This is a genomic window from Kitasatospora sp. NPDC085464 (assembly GCF_044541955.1).
Classification (GTDB): Bacteria; Actinomycetota; Actinomycetes; order Streptomycetales; family Streptomycetaceae; genus Kitasatospora.
On the sequence record NZ_JBITTM010000052.1, the window covers coordinates 32,026 to 48,084 of the forward strand.

20 protein-coding genes are annotated in these 16,059 nt (G+C 73.0%); 10 read left to right on the forward strand and 10 right to left on the reverse strand.

Translation table 11 applies throughout. The annotated features are described in order from the left end of the window. Positions 1-5: 5 nt before the first annotated feature. Positions 6-2,114, reverse strand: coding sequence for an elongation factor G (gene fusA / locus ACIGG8_RS34815; RefSeq protein ID WP_396552627.1), 2,109 nt, complete (start codon positions 2,112-2,114; stop codon positions 6-8). A 394-nt stretch (positions 2,115-2,508) separates the two neighbouring features. Beyond that, a complete protein-coding gene (locus ACIGG8_RS34820) occupies positions 2,509-3,117 on the reverse strand; it encodes a hemerythrin domain-containing protein (protein WP_396552628.1) in 609 nt (202 codons plus the stop codon). 159 nt (positions 3,118-3,276) lie between these two features. Here ACIGG8_RS34820 and ACIGG8_RS34825 point away from each other — a divergent pair, with 159 nt between their 5' ends. Together ACIGG8_RS34825 and ACIGG8_RS34830 are read left to right on the forward strand one after the other, a co-directional pair. Next, on the forward strand, positions 3,277-3,798 hold the full coding sequence (locus ACIGG8_RS34825) for a DUF6328 family protein (RefSeq protein ID WP_396552629.1): 522 nt from the start codon (positions 3,277-3,279) through the stop codon (positions 3,796-3,798). Positions 3,799-3,867: 69 nt separating this feature from the next. After that, positions 3,868-4,464, forward strand: coding sequence for an AAA family ATPase (locus tag ACIGG8_RS34830; RefSeq protein WP_396552630.1), 597 nt, complete (start codon positions 3,868-3,870; stop codon positions 4,462-4,464). Position 4,465: 1 nt separating this feature from the next. Here ACIGG8_RS34830 and ACIGG8_RS34835 read toward each other — a convergent pair whose 3' ends face one another. Continuing rightward, positions 4,466-5,485, reverse strand: coding sequence for a GlxA family transcriptional regulator (locus ACIGG8_RS34835; RefSeq protein WP_396552631.1), 1,020 nt, complete (start codon positions 5,483-5,485; stop codon positions 4,466-4,468). A 52-nt stretch (positions 5,486-5,537) separates the two neighbouring features. Here ACIGG8_RS34835 and ACIGG8_RS34840 point away from each other — a divergent pair, with 52 nt between their 5' ends. Next, positions 5,538-5,933, forward strand: coding sequence for a cupin domain-containing protein (locus ACIGG8_RS34840; protein WP_396552632.1), 396 nt, complete (start codon positions 5,538-5,540; stop codon positions 5,931-5,933). 129 nt (positions 5,934-6,062) lie between these two features. Here the strand turns inward: ACIGG8_RS34840 and ACIGG8_RS34845 are convergent, their stop codons facing one another. The 4 genes from ACIGG8_RS34845 to ACIGG8_RS34860 all read right to left on the reverse strand — a co-directional run bounded on the left by ACIGG8_RS34845 (position 6,063) and on the right by ACIGG8_RS34860 (position 7,601). Next, positions 6,063-6,452 (reverse strand): hypothetical protein, encoded by a 390-nt coding sequence (locus tag ACIGG8_RS34845; RefSeq protein WP_350519376.1) that lies wholly within the window; start codon positions 6,450-6,452, stop codon positions 6,063-6,065. A gap of 193 nt (positions 6,453-6,645) precedes the next feature. Continuing rightward, on the reverse strand, positions 6,646-7,113 hold the full coding sequence (locus tag ACIGG8_RS34850) for an NUDIX domain-containing protein (protein WP_396552633.1): 468 nt from the start codon (positions 7,111-7,113) through the stop codon (positions 6,646-6,648). Positions 7,114-7,188: 75 nt separating this feature from the next. Continuing rightward, entirely contained in the window at positions 7,189-7,437 is a 249-nt protein-coding gene (locus tag ACIGG8_RS34855; protein ID WP_396552634.1) for a hypothetical protein, read from the reverse strand. After that, the gene (locus tag ACIGG8_RS34860) at positions 7,434-7,601 is read right to left on the reverse strand and encodes a hypothetical protein (RefSeq protein ID WP_396552635.1); all 168 of its coding nucleotides are present in this window, start codon (positions 7,599-7,601) and stop codon (positions 7,434-7,436) included. Before ACIGG8_RS34860 ends, ACIGG8_RS34855 begins: the two co-directional genes overlap by 4 nt. Positions 7,602-7,756: 155 nt before the next feature. Here ACIGG8_RS34860 and ACIGG8_RS34865 point away from each other — a divergent pair, with 155 nt between their 5' ends. The 3 genes from ACIGG8_RS34865 to ACIGG8_RS34875 all read left to right on the forward strand — a co-directional run bounded on the left by ACIGG8_RS34865 (position 7,757) and on the right by ACIGG8_RS34875 (position 9,982). Further along, positions 7,757-8,593, forward strand: a complete 837-nt coding sequence (locus ACIGG8_RS34865; protein WP_396552636.1) for a DUF5753 domain-containing protein — start codon at positions 7,757-7,759, stop codon at positions 8,591-8,593. Beyond that, a complete protein-coding gene (locus ACIGG8_RS34870; protein WP_396552637.1) occupies positions 8,583-8,789 on the forward strand; it encodes a DUF397 domain-containing protein in 207 nt (68 codons plus the stop codon). Before ACIGG8_RS34865 ends, ACIGG8_RS34870 begins: the two co-directional genes overlap by 11 nt. Positions 8,790-9,535: 746 nt before the next feature. After that, positions 9,536-9,982, forward strand: a complete 447-nt coding sequence (locus tag ACIGG8_RS34875) for an NUDIX hydrolase (protein ID WP_396552638.1) — start codon at positions 9,536-9,538, stop codon at positions 9,980-9,982. Positions 9,983-10,054: 72 nt separating this feature from the next. Here the strand turns inward: ACIGG8_RS34875 and ACIGG8_RS34880 are convergent, their stop codons facing one another. Then, positions 10,055-10,840: an oxidoreductase gene (locus ACIGG8_RS34880; protein WP_396552639.1), complete on the reverse strand. Its 786-nt coding sequence runs from the start codon at positions 10,838-10,840 to the stop codon at positions 10,055-10,057. A gap of 84 nt (positions 10,841-10,924) precedes the next feature. Next, complete coding sequence (locus ACIGG8_RS34885) at positions 10,925-11,500, reverse strand: TetR/AcrR family transcriptional regulator (protein ID WP_350519369.1); 576 nt, start codon at positions 11,498-11,500, stop codon at positions 10,925-10,927. Between the two features lie 163 nt (positions 11,501-11,663). Between ACIGG8_RS34885 and ACIGG8_RS34890 the strand changes: the two genes are divergently transcribed. Then, positions 11,664-12,455, forward strand: a complete 792-nt coding sequence (locus ACIGG8_RS34890; protein WP_396552640.1) for a DUF2785 domain-containing protein — start codon at positions 11,664-11,666, stop codon at positions 12,453-12,455. A gap of 151 nt (positions 12,456-12,606) precedes the next feature. On the opposite strand, the gene ACIGG8_RS34895 is transcribed toward ACIGG8_RS34890, so the two are convergent. Continuing rightward, a complete protein-coding gene (locus ACIGG8_RS34895; protein ID WP_396552641.1) occupies positions 12,607-13,356 on the reverse strand; it encodes a C39 family peptidase in 750 nt (249 codons plus the stop codon). A gap of 182 nt (positions 13,357-13,538) precedes the next feature. Between ACIGG8_RS34895 and ACIGG8_RS34900 the strand changes: the two genes are divergently transcribed. From ACIGG8_RS34900 to ACIGG8_RS34910, 3 genes are read left to right on the forward strand one after another with little or no spacing between them, the layout of a single operon-like run. Further along, positions 13,539-13,787, forward strand: coding sequence for a hypothetical protein (locus tag ACIGG8_RS34900; RefSeq protein WP_396552642.1), 249 nt, complete (start codon positions 13,539-13,541; stop codon positions 13,785-13,787). A 48-nt stretch (positions 13,788-13,835) separates the two neighbouring features. Next, on the forward strand, positions 13,836-14,414 hold the full coding sequence (locus tag ACIGG8_RS34905) for an IS607 family transposase (protein WP_396552643.1): 579 nt from the start codon (positions 13,836-13,838) through the stop codon (positions 14,412-14,414). Further along, complete coding sequence (locus ACIGG8_RS34910) at positions 14,407-16,053, forward strand: IS200/IS605 family accessory protein TnpB-related protein (protein WP_396552644.1); 1,647 nt, start codon at positions 14,407-14,409, stop codon at positions 16,051-16,053. Before ACIGG8_RS34905 ends, ACIGG8_RS34910 begins: the two co-directional genes overlap by 8 nt. Positions 16,054-16,059: the final 6 nt, after the last annotated feature.

A 16,059-nucleotide genomic window follows, 5' to 3' on the forward strand; every position in this document is an offset into this window, starting at 1 on the left:
CGGGCTCAGCCGGCGCTCGCGGGTGCGGGCGCGTAGCCGGCCGGGCGGCTGGTGAAGGTGCCGCGGCCCTGGGTGCGGCTGCGCAGGCGGCCCGCGTAGCCGAACAGTTCGGCCAGCGGCACCAGTGCGCTCACCCGGGCGGTGCCGCCGTGTCCGGCCGTGGTGGCCCGGACGAGGCCGCGGCGGGCGGCGAGGTCACCGAGGACGGTGCCCAGCGCGTCCTCGGGCACGGTGACCGTCACCTCCGCGACCGGCTCCAGCAGGCGCATCCGCGAGGCCCGCAGCGCCGCGCGCAGGGCGAGGCGGGCGGCGGTGCGGAAGGCGAGCTCGGAGGAGTCCTTGGGGTGGGTGGCCCCGTCGGTGAGGGTGACGGCGACGCCGGTGACCGGGTGCCCGCCGAGCGGGCCCTCGGCGAGGGCGTCGCGGCAGCCCGCCTCCACGGCCTGTACGTACTCGCGCGGCACCCGCCCGCCGGTGACGGTGGAGGCGAACGCGAACTCCCCGTCGGCGTCGTCCGCGAGCGGGCGGACGTCGAGCACGAGGTGCGCGAACTGGCCGGCGCCGCCGTCCTGTTTGGCGTGCCGGTACACGAAGCCGCCGACGCCCTCGACCAGGGCCTCACGCAGCGCGACCGTCGGCGCCCCGGTGACCGCCTCGATGCCGCTGTCGCGGCGCACCTTCTCCACCGCGACCTCCAGGTGCAGCTCGCCCAGGCCCGACAGGGTGCGCTGGCCGGTCTCCGGGTCGGTGGCCAGGCGCAGCGAGGGGTCCTCCTCGGCGAGGCGGGCCAGGGCGGCGGCGAGCTTGTCGGTGTCGGCGGCGCGGCGGGCCTCGACGGCGACGGTGACGACCGGTTCGGCGCTCACGGGTGCCTCCAGGCGGATGGGGTGGTCGGGGTCGCACAGGGTGGCGCCGACGCGGGCGGCCTTGGGGCCGATGACGGCGACGATGTCGCCGGCGCGGGCGTGGTCGGTCTCGCTGTGGCGGTCGGCCATCACCCGCAGGATGCGGGCGACGCGTTCGGTGCGGCCGGTGGTGGTGTCGAGCACGGTGGCCCCCTTGTGCAGGGTGCCGGCGTACAGGCGCAGGTAGGTCAGGCGGCCGGTGGGGGCGGCGACGACCTTGAACGCCAGGGCGGTCAGGGGCTGTTCGGGGTCGGCGGTGCGCTGCTGTCGGGTGCCGTCCTCGCCGTGGTCGGCGGCCCGTACGGGCGGGACGTCGAGCGGGGAGGGCAGGTAGGCGACGGCGGCGTCCAGCAGGGGTTCGATGCCGCGGTTGCGGTAGGCGGAGCCGCACAGCACGACCACGGCCTCGCCGGTGCGGGTGAGTTCGCGCAGGGCGGTGGCCAGGGTCGCGGCGGTGACGGTGCCGTGGGCACAGAACTCCTCCAGGGCCTCGGGGTTCAGTTCGGCGACGGCCTCCTCCAGGGCGCGGCGGCGTGCGGCGGCCTCGGCGGCCAGGCCGGCGGGCACCGGGGTCTCGGCGGCCGGGGTGCCGTCGTCGTGCCAGGTGAGGGCGCGCAGGCGCAGCAGGTCGACGACGCCGGTGAAGGACTCCTCGGTGCCGATGGGCAGTTGGACGGCGAGCGGGCGCGGGTGCAGGCGTTCGCGGATGGAGGCGACGGCGGTGTCCAGGTCGGCGCCGGCGCGGTCGAGCTTGTTGACGAAGGCGATCCTCGGCACGCCGTGGCGTTCGGCCTGGCGCCAGACGGACTCGCTCTGCGGTTCGACGCCGGCGACCGCGTCGAACACCGCCACCGCGCCGTCCAGGACGCGCAGCGAGCGTTCGACCTCGTCGGCGAAGTCGACGTGGCCGGGGGTGTCGATGAGGTTGATCCGGTGGCCGGCCCAGGCGCAGCTGACGGCGGCGGCGAAGATGGTGATGCCGCGGTCGCGTTCCTGGGGGTCGAAGTCGGTGACGGTGGTGCCGTCGTGGACCTCGCCGCGCTTGTGGGTGGTGCCGGTGAGGTAGAGGATCCGCTCGGTGACGGTGGTCTTGCCGGCGTCGACGTGGGCGAGGATGCCGAGGTTGCGGACGGCGGCGATGGTGGTGACGCCGGTGCCGGTGGTGACGCCGGTGGCGGTGGTGCTGCTGGTGGTGGTGTGGGTGCGCATGACCCGGTTGCCTTTCGAGGCGTTTCGGTACGGGGTGGGCGCGCGATTGCCGGTGCCGGCGGGCCGTCGGAGACGGGTGGTCCCGCAGGGGCCGCAGGGGGCCGCCGGGCGGGGGCCGGCCGGGGCATGCCGGGGCATGCCGGGCTGTGCCGGGTTCAGACGGTGGCGGCACCGTTCCGGTGCCGGCCGCGCAGCGGGCACCGGAAGGACGGGGACACCAGGATCACCTCGTACCGCGACGCGGGAGAGGGGGCGGCGGCGCACTGCTTCGGCACGGCCGCTCGCCCCCTCTCTCGTCTCGTTCGTCGGCTCGGTGGGCCGCGCGTCGGGGCGCGGCCGCGTGGCGAGTGTAGGGAAGGCCGCTCGCCCTCGGCGACGGGTTTTACGGCGGGTTCTACGGGGCCGGGGTCCCGAAGCGCAGGACCGGCTCGGACCAGCCGTCGTCGCGCACCCCGGCGTCGAGGGCGGCGCCGATGGCCCGTTCCTCGTAGCCGAAGTGGGAGTCCATGATGGCGGCCAGTCCGTCGAGTTCGCGCCCGATGGCCTCCAGGTCGGCGGGGGCGGCGGCACTCGCGGGGTCGGCGGCGGGGGCGGCGGCACTCGCGGGGTCGGCGGCGGGGGCGGCGGCACTCGCGGGGTCGGCGGCGGGGTCGGTGGCACTCGCGGGGTCGGGCAGGGCGGCGGCCTGTGCGGCGAGGTCGCTCACCCGGGTGAGGATGGCGGAGATGAATCCGTGGTCCTCGACGAGTTTGGCCACGGTCGGCCCCAAGTCCGGCCTTTCGCGCAGGAGTTGGGCGAAGAGGCCGTCGTCCTCGCCCTGGTGGTGGTTGGTCAGGGCGGTGCAGAAGGCCAGGCAGTGGGTGAGGAGGGTGTCGTCGCCGTCGTCCGGGCGGCGGTGCCCGAGGCCGACGCGGACGGCGGCGAGACGGCGGCGCAAGTCCTGGTGCGCGCGGGAGAGTTGAAGGCTGAGGGCGGCCGTACGGCCGTCGGAGGGGGAGGCCACGGGTGGCGGTCCCTTTCGGTCGTGCACCTCCATGCCTGACGCAGTCCGTCACCGGCACGCGATGCCGGCGCCAGCAGATCACGCCACCCGGCGCCCGGGCAAGCGCGCCGGTGCGGCGGCTCCGCCGCGGCGCGCCGCCGCCCGGCGACAATGTGACCCATGACCAGCACACCGCCGCCCCCGGACGCCCCGCAGCCCTCCCCCGCGATGCCGCCCGGCTGGGAGAACCCCGCCGTACGGGCCGACCGGCGCCTGGTGGAGATGCTGCAGGAGCTGCGGGTGCTGCAGACCGGCGTGCAGATCGTCTTCGCCTTCCTCCTCGGCGTCGCCTTCACCCCGCGCTTCACCGAACTCACCGACGCCCAGCAGGACATCTACATCGCCACCCTGCTGCTGAGCGTCGTCGCCGCGGCCGTCCTCGCCACCCCCGTCGCCCTGCACCGCGGCCTGTACCACCACCCCGCCAAGACACGGATCGTCACCGTCTCCACCCGCATCGCGCAGATCGGCCTGGTGCTGCTCGCCAGCGCCCTGACCGGCGCCGTCCTGCTGGTCCTCGACGTCGTCCTCGGCGCGGCGGTGGCCGTCCCGATCGCCTGCGTCATCGCGCTGACCTTCACCGGCCTGTGGTTCGTACTGCCCTGGTCCGTCCGCCGCGCCGCCACCCGCGACCAGGACTGACCCACCCCGGGGGTCTGCCGCCCGCACCCCGCCGGATTTGTGCATGCCCCCGGCGCCTACCGTGGCCGTATGCACACCGACGACAGCCCGTGGGACGTCCTGCTGATCGGCGGGGCCTCCGGGGTCGGCAAGAGCCGCGCCGCCGCCCGCCTGGCCGCCCGGCACGGGGCGTTCACGGTGGAGTTCGACGACGTCGTCGCCGCCCTGCAGGCCGCCACCACGGCGGCCACCCACCCCGGGCTGCACCACTTCACCGGCCCGGCCCCGGCCGGGAGCGCCGAGCGCGTCCTGGAACTGCAGATCGCCACCGCCCGCGCCCTGGAGGCGGCCCTGCTCGGCGTCGTGCGCAACCGCCTCACCGTCGACGTGCCCGCCGTCGTCGAGGGCGACTACCTGACCCCGGCCGCCGCCGCCCGCGCCGCCGCCGAGGCCGCCGGGCAGGGGCGGCGGGTACGGGCGGTCTTCCTCCACGAGGACGACCCGGCCCGCATCGCCGCCAACTACGCCGACCGCGAGCCCGACTGCGGCCCCCAGCCCGAACGCGCCGCCGTCAGCGCCCGCTACTCCGCCTGGCTCGCCGCCCAAGCCGCCGCCCACGCCCTGCCGGTGCTCGACTGCCGCCCGTACGCCACCCTGCCCGAACGCCTCGCCGCCGCCCTCGCCTGACCTACCCGGCCGCCCCGGCCCCGTTCCCGGCCACCGGCCCGGCCCCGAACCGGCGCTGGTACGCCGACGGCGTGATGCCCGTCTCGCGGCGCATCAGCGCCCGCAGGTTGGCCGCGGTGCCCAGCCCGCTGCGCCGTGCGACGACCTCGAAACGCCGCTCGCCCCGCTCGATCAGCCGGCAGGCCAGGGCGAGCCGCTCCCCCGTCAGCCACGCCAGCGGGGTCGTTCCCAGCTGCGCCCGGAAGCGGCGGTGCAGCGTCGCCGGGCTGACCGCCGCCCGCCCGGCGAGGTCGGCCACCGTGAGCGGCGCGTCCAGCCTCTCCTGCGCCCAGGCCAGCACGGGCGCCAGCGACTGGTCCGGCAGGTCGGGCATCGGCCGCTCCACGAACTGCCGCTGCCCGCCGTCCCGGTGGGCCGCGAAGACCAGCCGCCGGCTCACCGCGTTGGCGACCTCCGCGCCGTGGTCGCGCCGCACCACGTGCAGCCCGAGGTCGAGCGCGGCCGCGCTGCCCGCGGCGGTGAGGATGTCGCCGTCGTCCACGAACAGCACGTCCGTTTCGAGGCGGACGGAGGGGAAGCGGGCCCGGAAGGAATCCGCCCACTGCCAGTGCGCGGTGGCCCGCCGCCCGTCGAGGACCCCGGCCTCGGCCAGGGTGAACGCCCCGCTGCAGAAGCCCATCAGCCGCGCGCCGCGCGCGTGCGCCCGGCGGACGGCGTCCAGCACCGCGCGGCGGCGGGGCACCTCGGGGTCGGGGCGGTTGGGCACGATCAGGGTGTCCGCGTCATCGGCCGCCTCCAGGTCGGCGACGCCCGTGAGCGTGAAGAACCCGTCCCGCATCAGGGTGCGGGGCCCGGGCGAGCACAGCCGGAAGTCGTAGAGGTCGCGGCCGATCTCCGGCCTGCGCAGACCGAACACCTCGGTCGCGCACCCGAGCTCGAAGGGGTTGGAGTTCTCGTCCACGATCACGACCACCCGGTGCACGCCCGCCGTGCCGCCCCGGTGCGAGGATTCTTTCGACATGTGCGATTCCTAGCACTCCCGCCGGTCGGCCGGCACCCGCAGGATGGGCCCCATGAACAGCCTGCCCATCCCCCTGGACGAGGCCCTGGCCTCCTTCGACGCGCTGTGGAGCCCCCGCATCGTCACCCGCGTCAACGACTACGACGTCCGCATCGCCAAGGTCCACGGCGACCACGTCTGGCACGCCCACGACGACACCGACGAGTTCTTCCTCGTCCTCGACGGCGAACTGCACATCTCCCTGCGCGAACCCGACGGCGAGCGCACCGTCGTCCTGCCGCGCGGGTCGGTCTTCACCGTCCCGCGCGGCACGGAGCACAGGCCGTCCGCCCCGGACGGCGCCGCGATCCTCATGTTCGAGCCGACCGGCACCCCGACCGTCGGCGACCGCCACGACGAGATCCCCGCCCACGTGGACGCCACCACCGGCCACACCCTCGGCACCTGACCCCGGCCCCGCCCCGGGCACCTCGCACAGGAAGTCGGCCCCGCCGACTTCCTGTGCACGGGACCGGCCGGAAGGGACATCCCCCGGACGGCGACTCCGCGCGGGGCGGGGGCGCTCACGCGTGGGGCCTCAGCCTTCCTCGATGTCCGAGATCAGCTTGGTGCTCAGGTCGCTCTGCACCGCCAGCCGGGTGTGCCCGGCGTCCGGACCGGTGCCCCAGGTCAGGGTGACGGTGGTGAACAGGTGCCCGGCGCCGGAGTCGTGGTAGCGCACCTCCCAGCGGGTCGGCACGTCCTGCGCGCGCAGCACCCCGTCGGCGTGGTTGGCTTCCTCCCAGGCCGCCAGCCGCCGGCGCAGGTCCTCGGTGAGGTAGTGGGCGCGCAGCTGGTCGCCCAGGTCATCGGTACCGTCGGAGACGGCGTCGATGTAGGCACCGTAGAAGTCGGCGACCCGGTCCACGGCGGAGTCCGGGCTGCCGCTGCGCACGGCGGCGCCGGCCTGGGTGTCGGTGTCGGTCATGAAAGGTCCTCTCGCTCGGGGGCCGGACAGCCTGCTGCCGCCGGCCGGGCCGTTTGACCCGCCCGGGACAACGAGCCCGCACCCGGCCGGTTGCGGCCGCGACCGCCCCCAAGCCGCAGTGAGCGCAACCCGGTTGGCCAGTGCGGCGGACCGCCGGCCCGGGCACGGGGGCGGCTGGTGCCGGCGCCCTGAGTCAGGTGGGTCGCTGTCCGTGGAGGAGGACCGGCAGGGCGCGGCCGGCGAGGGCTTCGGTGACGCGGGCGGCCTGAGCGGGAGCCATACGCGCGGGCAGCTCGCGCACGGGGACGAAGCGGGCGCCGAGCAGTCCGCTGCGCTGCTGCGCGGGGACGGTGAGGGGGGTGTCGTCGGGGACGGTGCCGCCGTCGAAGACGAGGTTGAGGCGTTCCAGGTGGCGGTCGGCGGGGGTGAAGTCGACGGCGATCACGTCGCTCAGGCGCAGGTGCAGGCCGGTCTCGGCGTGCAGGTGGCGGGCCGCGGCCAGGTGCGGGGGCTCGTTGGGCTTGGCGGAGCCGCCGGGCAGGATCATGCCGTCCAGGTAGTCCGGGTCGACGAGCAGGACATCGCCGCGCCGGTTGCGCACGAGGACGAGACAGCCGAGCCGGCACACCGGCGGCTTGGCGAGAAGGCGGGGGTCGCGCATCGGGCGGTTCACTTTCGAAGCGTGCGGGACAGGAGGAAGGCGAAGCAGGCCCACCACAGGAGGCGGGCCAGGTGATCAGTCGTCATACGTCAGGCGCTCGTAGCGCAGCCCCTTGCGCAGCAGGTCGAGCAGCCGCAGCAGGTCCAGCGGCCGGGCCGACCCGAGGTCGACCAGGTAGTTCCCGGTGATCCGCCCGTACTCCCAGTCCACGGCGATCGAGGGCAACGTGACCCCACCGAGCGCGAGCACGGAGACGAGGTCTTCCACGACGCAGGCCGCCTGCCGCCGCTGCTCGGCCGTCACGCGAGAGAGCGCGGAGGTCATCGCGGCGCCTCCCCCGGCCTCGGGTGCACCTCGAACTGGCGCCACGCGGTGTAGGCATCCCCGAAGAACGTGAAGGAGGCCAACTCACCGGAGTCCCGGTGCAGCCACTCCCCCGTGATCTCGTTGCGGACCCGGTAGCACTGCGCCCCCGGATCGAACCGCACCCCGTACCCGTGGAGCTTAGAAGTCTTGCGATTATCCATTGAATGACCTTCTGCGGTCGAGCACTCACTTTCTGTAGGGAAAGGGTTGCCCAGAGGCCCCCGCGTAGGGAAGCATCTGAAGTCGCCAGTTCAGCAGGGTTCAGTTGGGAAGCACCATGAACCGCAAGGATCTTGATCCCACGTCATCCCCTTACGCTCCCCTCGGCGTACAGCTCCGCCGCTTCCGCGACGCGACCGGGATGACGCAGGACGAGTTCGGAGAGGTCATCTCCTACTCCGGCTCCTACATCTCCAGCGTCGAACGCGGAGTTCGACGGCCGAGCCGTCGATTCGTGGAGATCGCCGACAAGGCGCTCAGCACGGGCGGCACGCTCGCTCTGATGCTCGACCAACTCGAACACAGCATCCCGATAGAGGGATTCCCCGAGTACGCCGAGCGGGAAGCCGAGGCCACTGCGCTCCGACTCTTCGAGATCGGAGTCGTGGCAGGACTCCTTCAGACCCCTGAGTACGCTGCCGCTTACGAACAGGCGCCTGTCACACGCGGCACTGTCACCCAGCAGCAGGCCGACGAACGCCTGCGCTTTCTCCTCACCCGCCAGGAGAAGGTCAACCGGCCGGCGCCGCCCTTCATCCATGCCGTGCTCGACGAGTGGTGCCTGAGGCGCCCCATCGGCGGGAACGCCGTGATGGCCGGGCAGTTGGCCCACCTGGAGCGCCTGGCCGGCCAGCCGAACCTGACCATCCAGGTGACTCCGATCGGCCTCGGGGAACATCGGCCGTTCGCGCACCCGGTGACGATCCTCACGATGCCGAATCGTTCGCTCCTCGGCTACTCGGAAACCCACCATCGAGGCCTTCTGGAGCGCAACGCGGAGACCCTTGCCGGCTGGGCCAGGGAGTACGATCGGCTACAAGCCGAGGCGCTGCCTTTGGCCGCGTCGCTAGAGCTGATCCGCGCAGTACGGAAGGAATTTGACCGTGCACCTTGACCTATCCGGCGCTCACTGGCGCAAGAGCACCCACAGTGGTCAAGGCGGCCAGTGCGTCGAGGTGGCCGACGGCATCCCTGGCCTCATGCCCGTCCGTGACTCCAAGGACCCCGAAGGCCCGGCCCTCCTCTTCCCCTCCACCGCCTGGCAGTCCTTCGTCACCGCCGTCCGCACCGGCGAATTCGACACCCGCTGACCCCGCTTCATGCGCCGTCGCCCCGGCCCGGGGCGACGGCGCCAAGACCCCAGGCGGTCGACGCCCAGTGATCCGGTCCGACATCCTCCAGTCCAACGTGAAGACCGGGCACGACCGGGAGGTGTTCGCCGTCTACCCGTACCGATCGGCCTGCCCCCGATCGGTGTGGGCGCAGCTGATCGCCGAGGCACGGTCCGAGATCTTCCTCGCCGGGTACACCAACTACTTCGTCTGGTTGGAGCAGCCCGCCCTGCTGCAGACCCTGCGACACAAGGCCGAGGGTGGCTGCCGGGTGCGCTTCCTGCTCGGGGATCCCGACTCCGACACCACGCGCCGGCGTGAGCAGATCGAGGACGTGACCCTCACGGTGTCCACCCGGATCCGGGTCACGTTGGAGAACCTGGCCAAGCTCGCCGGCGTCCCGGGGGGCGAGGCCCGGTTCAGCGCCCCTGAGGACGGCCCGAACCACGTCGGCCTCTCCGTCTTCCGCTTCGACGAACACGCTCTCGTCACACCCCACCTCGCCCGCACCGTCGGCCACGACTCGCCGCTGATGCATCTGCGGCGCAGCGGGGAGCACGGCATGTTCGACCGTTTCGCCGACCACGTCGAGGAGCTCTGGTCCCGGGAAGCGACATCCGCACGGATGCTCGCAGCTGACCGGGTTTCGGCGCCCGGCCGCTGCGAGGCGCGGCCCGGGCGGGCCTTCTGCTTCTTTGCCTCTCGGAGTCCCTACGCTCGCACCCATGAGCAGCCACGCCACCCCGTCGCCCCTTCACTCCGTGTCGGTCGCAGGAGCGGTCGTGCGGGAGGACGGGCGTGTACTGGCGATCCGCCGGGCCGACAACGGCACCTGGGAGCCACCGGGCGGGGTCCTCGAACTCACCGAGACCATCGAAGACGGCCTGCGCCGCGAGATCCACGAGGAGACCGGCCTCAAAGTCGGCGTCGACCAACTCACCGGCGTCTACAAGAACATGACCCGCGGCATCGTCGCCCTCGTCTTCCGCTGCCACCCCGAAGACGGCACCGAACAGCTCTCTCCCGAATCCACCGCCATCACCTGGCTCACCCCTGACGAAGTCGCCGATCACATGGGCGAGGTCTACGCCGTGCGCATCCTCGATGCCCTGAACCCCGGTCCTCCCCGCATCCGCTCCCACGACGGCCACCGCCTCACCACCCCCGCGTAGGAAGTCGGCGGGGCCGACTTCCTACGCGGGGGGGGACCTCTCGGGAGGTGCCGGTGGGCCGGTGCGGGGCTGTCAGGCGGTCTTGATGGTGCCGCCGTCGATGACGTGGTCGGCGCCGTGGATGTTGGCGGCGCGCTCGGACAGCAGGAAGGCGACCAGGTCCGCGACCTCCTCGGGTGCGGTGAGACGCCCCGAGGCGATGTTGAACTGCCCGGGCAGGGCTGCGAGCAGGGCGTCGTGGTCCACGCCGGACGCGGCGGCCACCTTGCTGCCGAAGCCGTCCGGGTCGGTCCACACCGGAGTGGCCGTGGGACCCGGGGAGACGGTGTTGACGCGGACTCCGCGCGGCGCCAGTTCCTCGCTGAGCCGCTTCCCGAACTGGTTCAGCGCGGCCTTGGCCTCCGCGTAGCCGACCGGCGCGCCGGTCGGCATGCGGGCGTTGATCGAGGAGATGTTCACGATCGCGCCCTGGCGTTCCAGGATGCTCGGCAGGGCCGCCTTGGTGGTCCACACCGCGCTGAACAGGTTGAGGTCGAAGATCGTCTGCCACTGCTCGTCATCGACGTCCAGGAACCCGTCGAGGGACAGGTTCCCCGTGTCGCCGCCGACGTTGTTGACGAGGAGGTCGATCCCGCCGACCGCGGCCAGCGCCCGGTCGACGACCGACCGCGCCCCGTCGCGGGTGCTCAGGTCGACGGACAGGGCCGCGACGGCGACCTCCTCCAGCTCGGGCGTGACGGTCCGGGCGGCACCCACCACCCGGACGCCCTCCGCGGCCAGGTTCCGGGCGATCGCGAGTCCGATGCCGCGACTCGCGCCGGTGACCAGAGCGGTCTTCCCGCTGATACCGAGATCCATGATCCACCCCTCGTGGGACTAATTCTTGAACTTGAGGTCTAAAATCAGGGCACGAAAAGGCACCGCCCGCGGCGGCGCAGCGCCTCAGAGGCCGGCCAGGGCCGTGTCGATGATCCGGTGCAGCACCGGCCGCTCGAAGGTCCGGGTCATGACCCGCAGCCCGGCGAGGGTGGTCTGCAGCAGCAGGGCCTGTGCCCCGGCGTCGACGCTCCGGTCGACGTCGCCGTCCCGCTGCCCCTGCTCGATGCGGGCGGTGAACAGGGCGATCATGCGCTCCTCGATGCGGTGCACCGCGCGGGCGGCCTCCTCGTCCTGCCCGCCGAGCTCCTCGACCGTGTTCTGGGCCAGGCATCCGCGCCGTACCGGCCCGTCCAGGTCCGTGTCCACGAGCAGCACGAAGTACGCGTGGATGCGCTCCCTGGCGGTGCCCGGCCGGGAGAGGAACTCCTCGGTCAGTCCCGAGCCGAGCCGGCCGTAGAGGTCCAACGCCCTGGCGAACAGCTCCCGTTTGGAACCGAAGGCGTGGTACAGGCTGCCCTTGGCCACTCCGGTCGCCTCGGCGAGGTCGGCCGGTGAGGTGGCCGAGTAGCCCTTGGTCCAGAACGTCTCCATCGCCTGCGCGACGGCCACGTCCGGTTCGAAGCCCTTCGGTCTGCCCATGCCGTCACCGTAGTGAGTAGTTGACCCAGAGGTCAACTACTGCGGCCGCAGGCGCCCGGCCCGCGGCCTGACGACACGCCACCGTCCCCCGGGCCGGGAAGGGCCGGACTCCCGGGCGTTATTCGCAGGCGTACGGCATCGCCGGCGCCCTATCCTGCGCGTCATGATCGACTGGAAGAGCATCGAGGCCGCCGACTGTGCCGTGCCCGCCGGACCGCCCGTGGACGACGTCGTCGACGAGCTGTCCCGCGCGCTGGCGGATCCCGATCCGCTGGTGCGCGACGGCGCGCCCTACGCCGTGCTCGCGACGTGGATATCGCGCGGGGTGATCGGGGCCTCCCGGCGGCTGGAGCTGGGGGACGAGATGGCCGCCCGCTTCACCGACCCGCGGATCGAGGCCCGCACCTTCGCGCCCCTGGTCCTCGACATGCTGGTGTCCGCCGGGGACTTCAAGGCCGGCTGGGTGGACGCGTTCGAGCGCTGGTACCCGGCGGAGCACGACCTGCGCGGCCACGACGACGTGCTCGGCTGGCTGCACGCGGTGGCCCACGGCGCGGACCTGCTGGCCACCTTCGGCCGACACCGCGAGGTGGCGCCGGTACGGATGCTGGAGCTGGCCGCCGCGCGGCTGACGGCGCCCACCGACCACGTCTTCGACCAGCTGGAGGACGACCGCCTGGCCCGGGCCGTCGCCCGCGTCCTCACCCGCACCGACCTGACCGAGCGCGAGGCCGTCGACTGGCTGGAGCCGATCGCCGACCGCTTCGGCGCCGACCGCCTCAGCACCCCGGTGCCCGCCCACCTCAGCAACTGCCTGCGCACCCTGCGCCTGCTCTACGTCCTCGCCGACCGGGGCGTGCGCCCCGCGCCCGACCAGCCCGCGCAGCCGCTTGCCCACCGCGACGCGGTCAAGTCCGCCGTCGCCGCCGTCCTCGACCGGATCGTCAAGCGCTGACACGACCCCCGGTCCCGGGGCCGGGGCCTGGCCGGGACCGGGGGTCGTGCGCTGCGGTGGCCGGTGCTCCGGGCGCACGGGCTTCGCGTCCCGTCGCCCGGGGTCGCCCGGGGTGGAGCGGGGTGGAGCGGGGTGGAGCGGCGGCGCGGTGTCACCGGACGATGACCGCCATGTCCTGGTACGTGGCGTAGCCGGCGTCGAAGGCGCCCTCGCTGATCCAGGACTCCCCGCGGGCCGGGTCCTCGACCAGGAACTGTCCGTCACGGACCGCGGAGACGACCACGGTGTGCTCGGACGGCCCGGCGTAGAGCACCTGGCGGCCGTCGTAGGCGGTGTACGAGCCGGCCGGGACGTCACGCCAGCCGTAGTCGACCCAGACGATCGCCGGATGGCCCGCCGCCACCTGCGCGCGCAGCTCGGAGGGGCTGATGCCCTGCCCCGCCTGCATGACCGCCAGGCCGTAGGAGCCCGCGGCCCGGGCGACCGGCGGGTAGTACACGCCGTAGCCGGTGCCGGCCGTCTCCGAGCCGTTGGGGTCGCCCACGAAGGCACGGTAGGGATCGCCGGAGAGCGGACCGGAGACGCCGAACTGGTAGTGGACCCGGTCGACGCCGATCCGGGCGAGGATGGCCTGGTCCCCGACCTGGACGCCACGGGCGGCCAGCACCATGCGCAGCGATGCCGCCTCGCAGTCGTTGGCCAGCTGCTGGGAGTAGTGCGGGACCGCGGTGGTGGCGGCGCCCGAGGGTGCGGCGCACAGCAGCGTGGCCGCGCCGGCCAGGGCGGCGGCCAGCGCCGTGAGCCGCCCGCCGCGCGGTAACCGCCTGGCCCTGCGGGGCGTGGGCTGCGGCTTCCCCGGGCGGCGGGTGTGCTCGCTCCTCGTCACGGCGCTCCTCGTCATGGCGCTTCTCCTTCGCTGCTTCCCCCTTCCATGGCACCTCGTCCTCGCCCGCCTCGCAGCTGGGGAGGGCGGGGAGCCCGTCACCGTCGCGGGCGGGGAGCCCGTCACCGTGGCCGGGCAGCCGCCGCAGCCTCAGCCGCCGCAAGCCTGCCCGGGGCGGGTCATCGGTAGTCTGCGGACCCATGACACGCCTTTGGATCCTGCCGGCCCTGATCGTCCTGTCCGGCACGGTCGTTGCGGCGCGGCCGGCCGCCGAGGGGGACACCGGTACGGCCGCGGCCCTGCTGCTGGTGTTCCTGCTGCTCGCCGCCGTGAACACCCCGCTGGTCTTCCCGCGGTCGGTCAGCGCCGCCGAGGCGCAGCGCCGCAGTGCGGCCGACGGTCGGCCGGTCGTCTTCTGGCGGCCGGGGTCGCTAACTGCTCTCGAATAAGTGTTCATGAGTGTCTTTCAGATGTCATGAGTGTGTATGTTCTTGCGTGTGAACCTGACGGAGTGGGCACGCGCACAGGGGGTCGCCCCGCGTACTGCGTACCGCTGGTTCCGTGAGGGCACGTTGCCGGTCCCTGCGGAACGAGTGGGGCCGCGCACGATCCTGGTGAACATCGACGCGAACACCTCACCCACCGTGACCGGCGGTGTGGGCTTGTACGCCCGCGTCTCCTCCCGCGATCAGAAGGGTGACCTGGAGCGGCAGACCGCACGGTTGTCGGCGTGGGCAGCGAAGGCCGGTCACAAGGTCGTCCGGGTCGAGTCCGAGATCGCCTCGGGCATGAACGGCTGCCGTGCGAAGGCGAGGCGGCTGCTGGCCGACCCGAAGGTGACCACGGTCGTGGTCGAGCACCAAGACCGGCTCGGCCGCATGAACGTCGAACTGATCGAAGCGGCCCTGTCCGCGACCGGGCGCCGCCTGGTGGTGCTCGATGACGGTGAGGTCGAAGACGACCTGGTCCGCGACATGGTCGAGGTGCTGACATCGTTCTGTGCCCGCCTGTACGGCCGCCGGTCGGCGAAGAACCGGGCGAGGAAGGCGCTTGAAGCGGCGGCTGCCGATGACTGAGTCGAAGAAGAAGCAGCTCCGCACGATCGAGGAGCCGTTCGTCGCGCTCGGTCCCTCCGGTGTGGCGATACGCGACCGCCTCAAGCACCTCACGCCCGAGGACGACAAGGTGTTGCGCCTGGTCGGCGAACACCTCGGACACCTCGCCTGCCTGGACCTGAAGAACCGGTGCGCTGACGGCCTGGACCACACCTCGGATTCGTGGGCGGCCCGCAAGCAGGGCCTGACCGCCGACTCCTCGTCCCGGTGGGCCGGGGCGATCACGAAGGCCACCCACGATCAGTGGGCACTGTCCCGTCGCTGCCAGCTCGCCCACATCCAGGGCCTTGAGGCCGGCGTCCGCACGCTGATGCACCGCCTGGCCCAGCCGGTCGGGGAGAAGGGCACCAAGCGGGCTCCCGGCGGATACCGCAGCAAGGGCGAGTGGTTCCACAAGTCCCGCCGCCTGGCGACGCTGGAACACCGCCTCGATGACACTCGTGCTGAGCGGGAGGCCGGTGTCGTGCACGTCGTGCGCGGCGGCCGGCGCCTGCTGGGCAACCGTCACAACCTCGAACAGGCGCAGCTCACCGAGCCGCAGTGGCGCCGGCGGTGGGAAGCCGAGCGGTGGTTCCTCGCCGCTGACGGAGAGACCGGCAAGCGGTACGGGAACGAGACGGTCCGCGTCACCCCGGACGGTGAGGTCGGCATCAAGCTGCCCGCACCGCTCGCCCACCACGCGAACGCCCCACGCGGCCGGTACGTCCTCGCCTGCAAGGTGGCCTTCCGGCACCGGGGTGCGGAGTGGCGCGACCGCATCGGAGCCAACCGGGCTGTCGCCTACCGCGTCCACCTGGACGTGGAACGGGGCCGCTGGTACCTCACTGCCTCGTGGACCAAGCCCGTAGTCAAGACCGTGCCGCTGGAGTCGGCCCGTGCTGAGGGCATGGTCGGCGTGGACACCAACGCGGACCACTTCGCCGCCTACCGCCTCGACCGGCACGGCAACCCCGTCGGCGACCCGCGCCGCTTCTTCTACGACCTGTCCGGCGCCGCCGACCATCGCGACGCGCAGATCCGGCACGCCGTCAGCCAACTGCTGCACTGGTCAGGCCGGTGCGGCGTCAAGGCCATCGGTATCGAGAACCTGGACTTCACCGCCGAGAAGACCCGCGAGCAGCACGGCCGTAAGAAGCGGTTCCGTCAGCTCGTCTCCGGCATCCCCACCGGCAAGCTCAGGGCCCGGCTCGTCTCCATGGCGGCCGAGCGCGGCCTGTCGATCGTCGCCGTCGACCCGGCGTACACGTCGATCTGGGGCGATCAGCACTGGCGCAAGCCCCTGACCGGCAACAAGCGAAAGATGTCCCGACACGACGCAGCGAGCGTCGCGATCGGGCGACGCGCCCTCGGGTACCCGATCCGGCGACGGACGGCACCGCCCCACGACGACCGGAGTGATCGTCGTGGGCATCGGACCGCCCAGGCCGGACCGGGTGATCGAGGGCGCGAGGGAACCCGCCCACCCGTCACGGAGCGTGCACACGATGCACGCAGTCGGATCGGGGAACAGCGAACGCGGGAACCCAGCGCATCCAACACCGTTCGGGATGCGCGCAGTTCCGGGAGCCGGCAGCGAATGTCACTCCTGGACACTGTTTAGGAACGG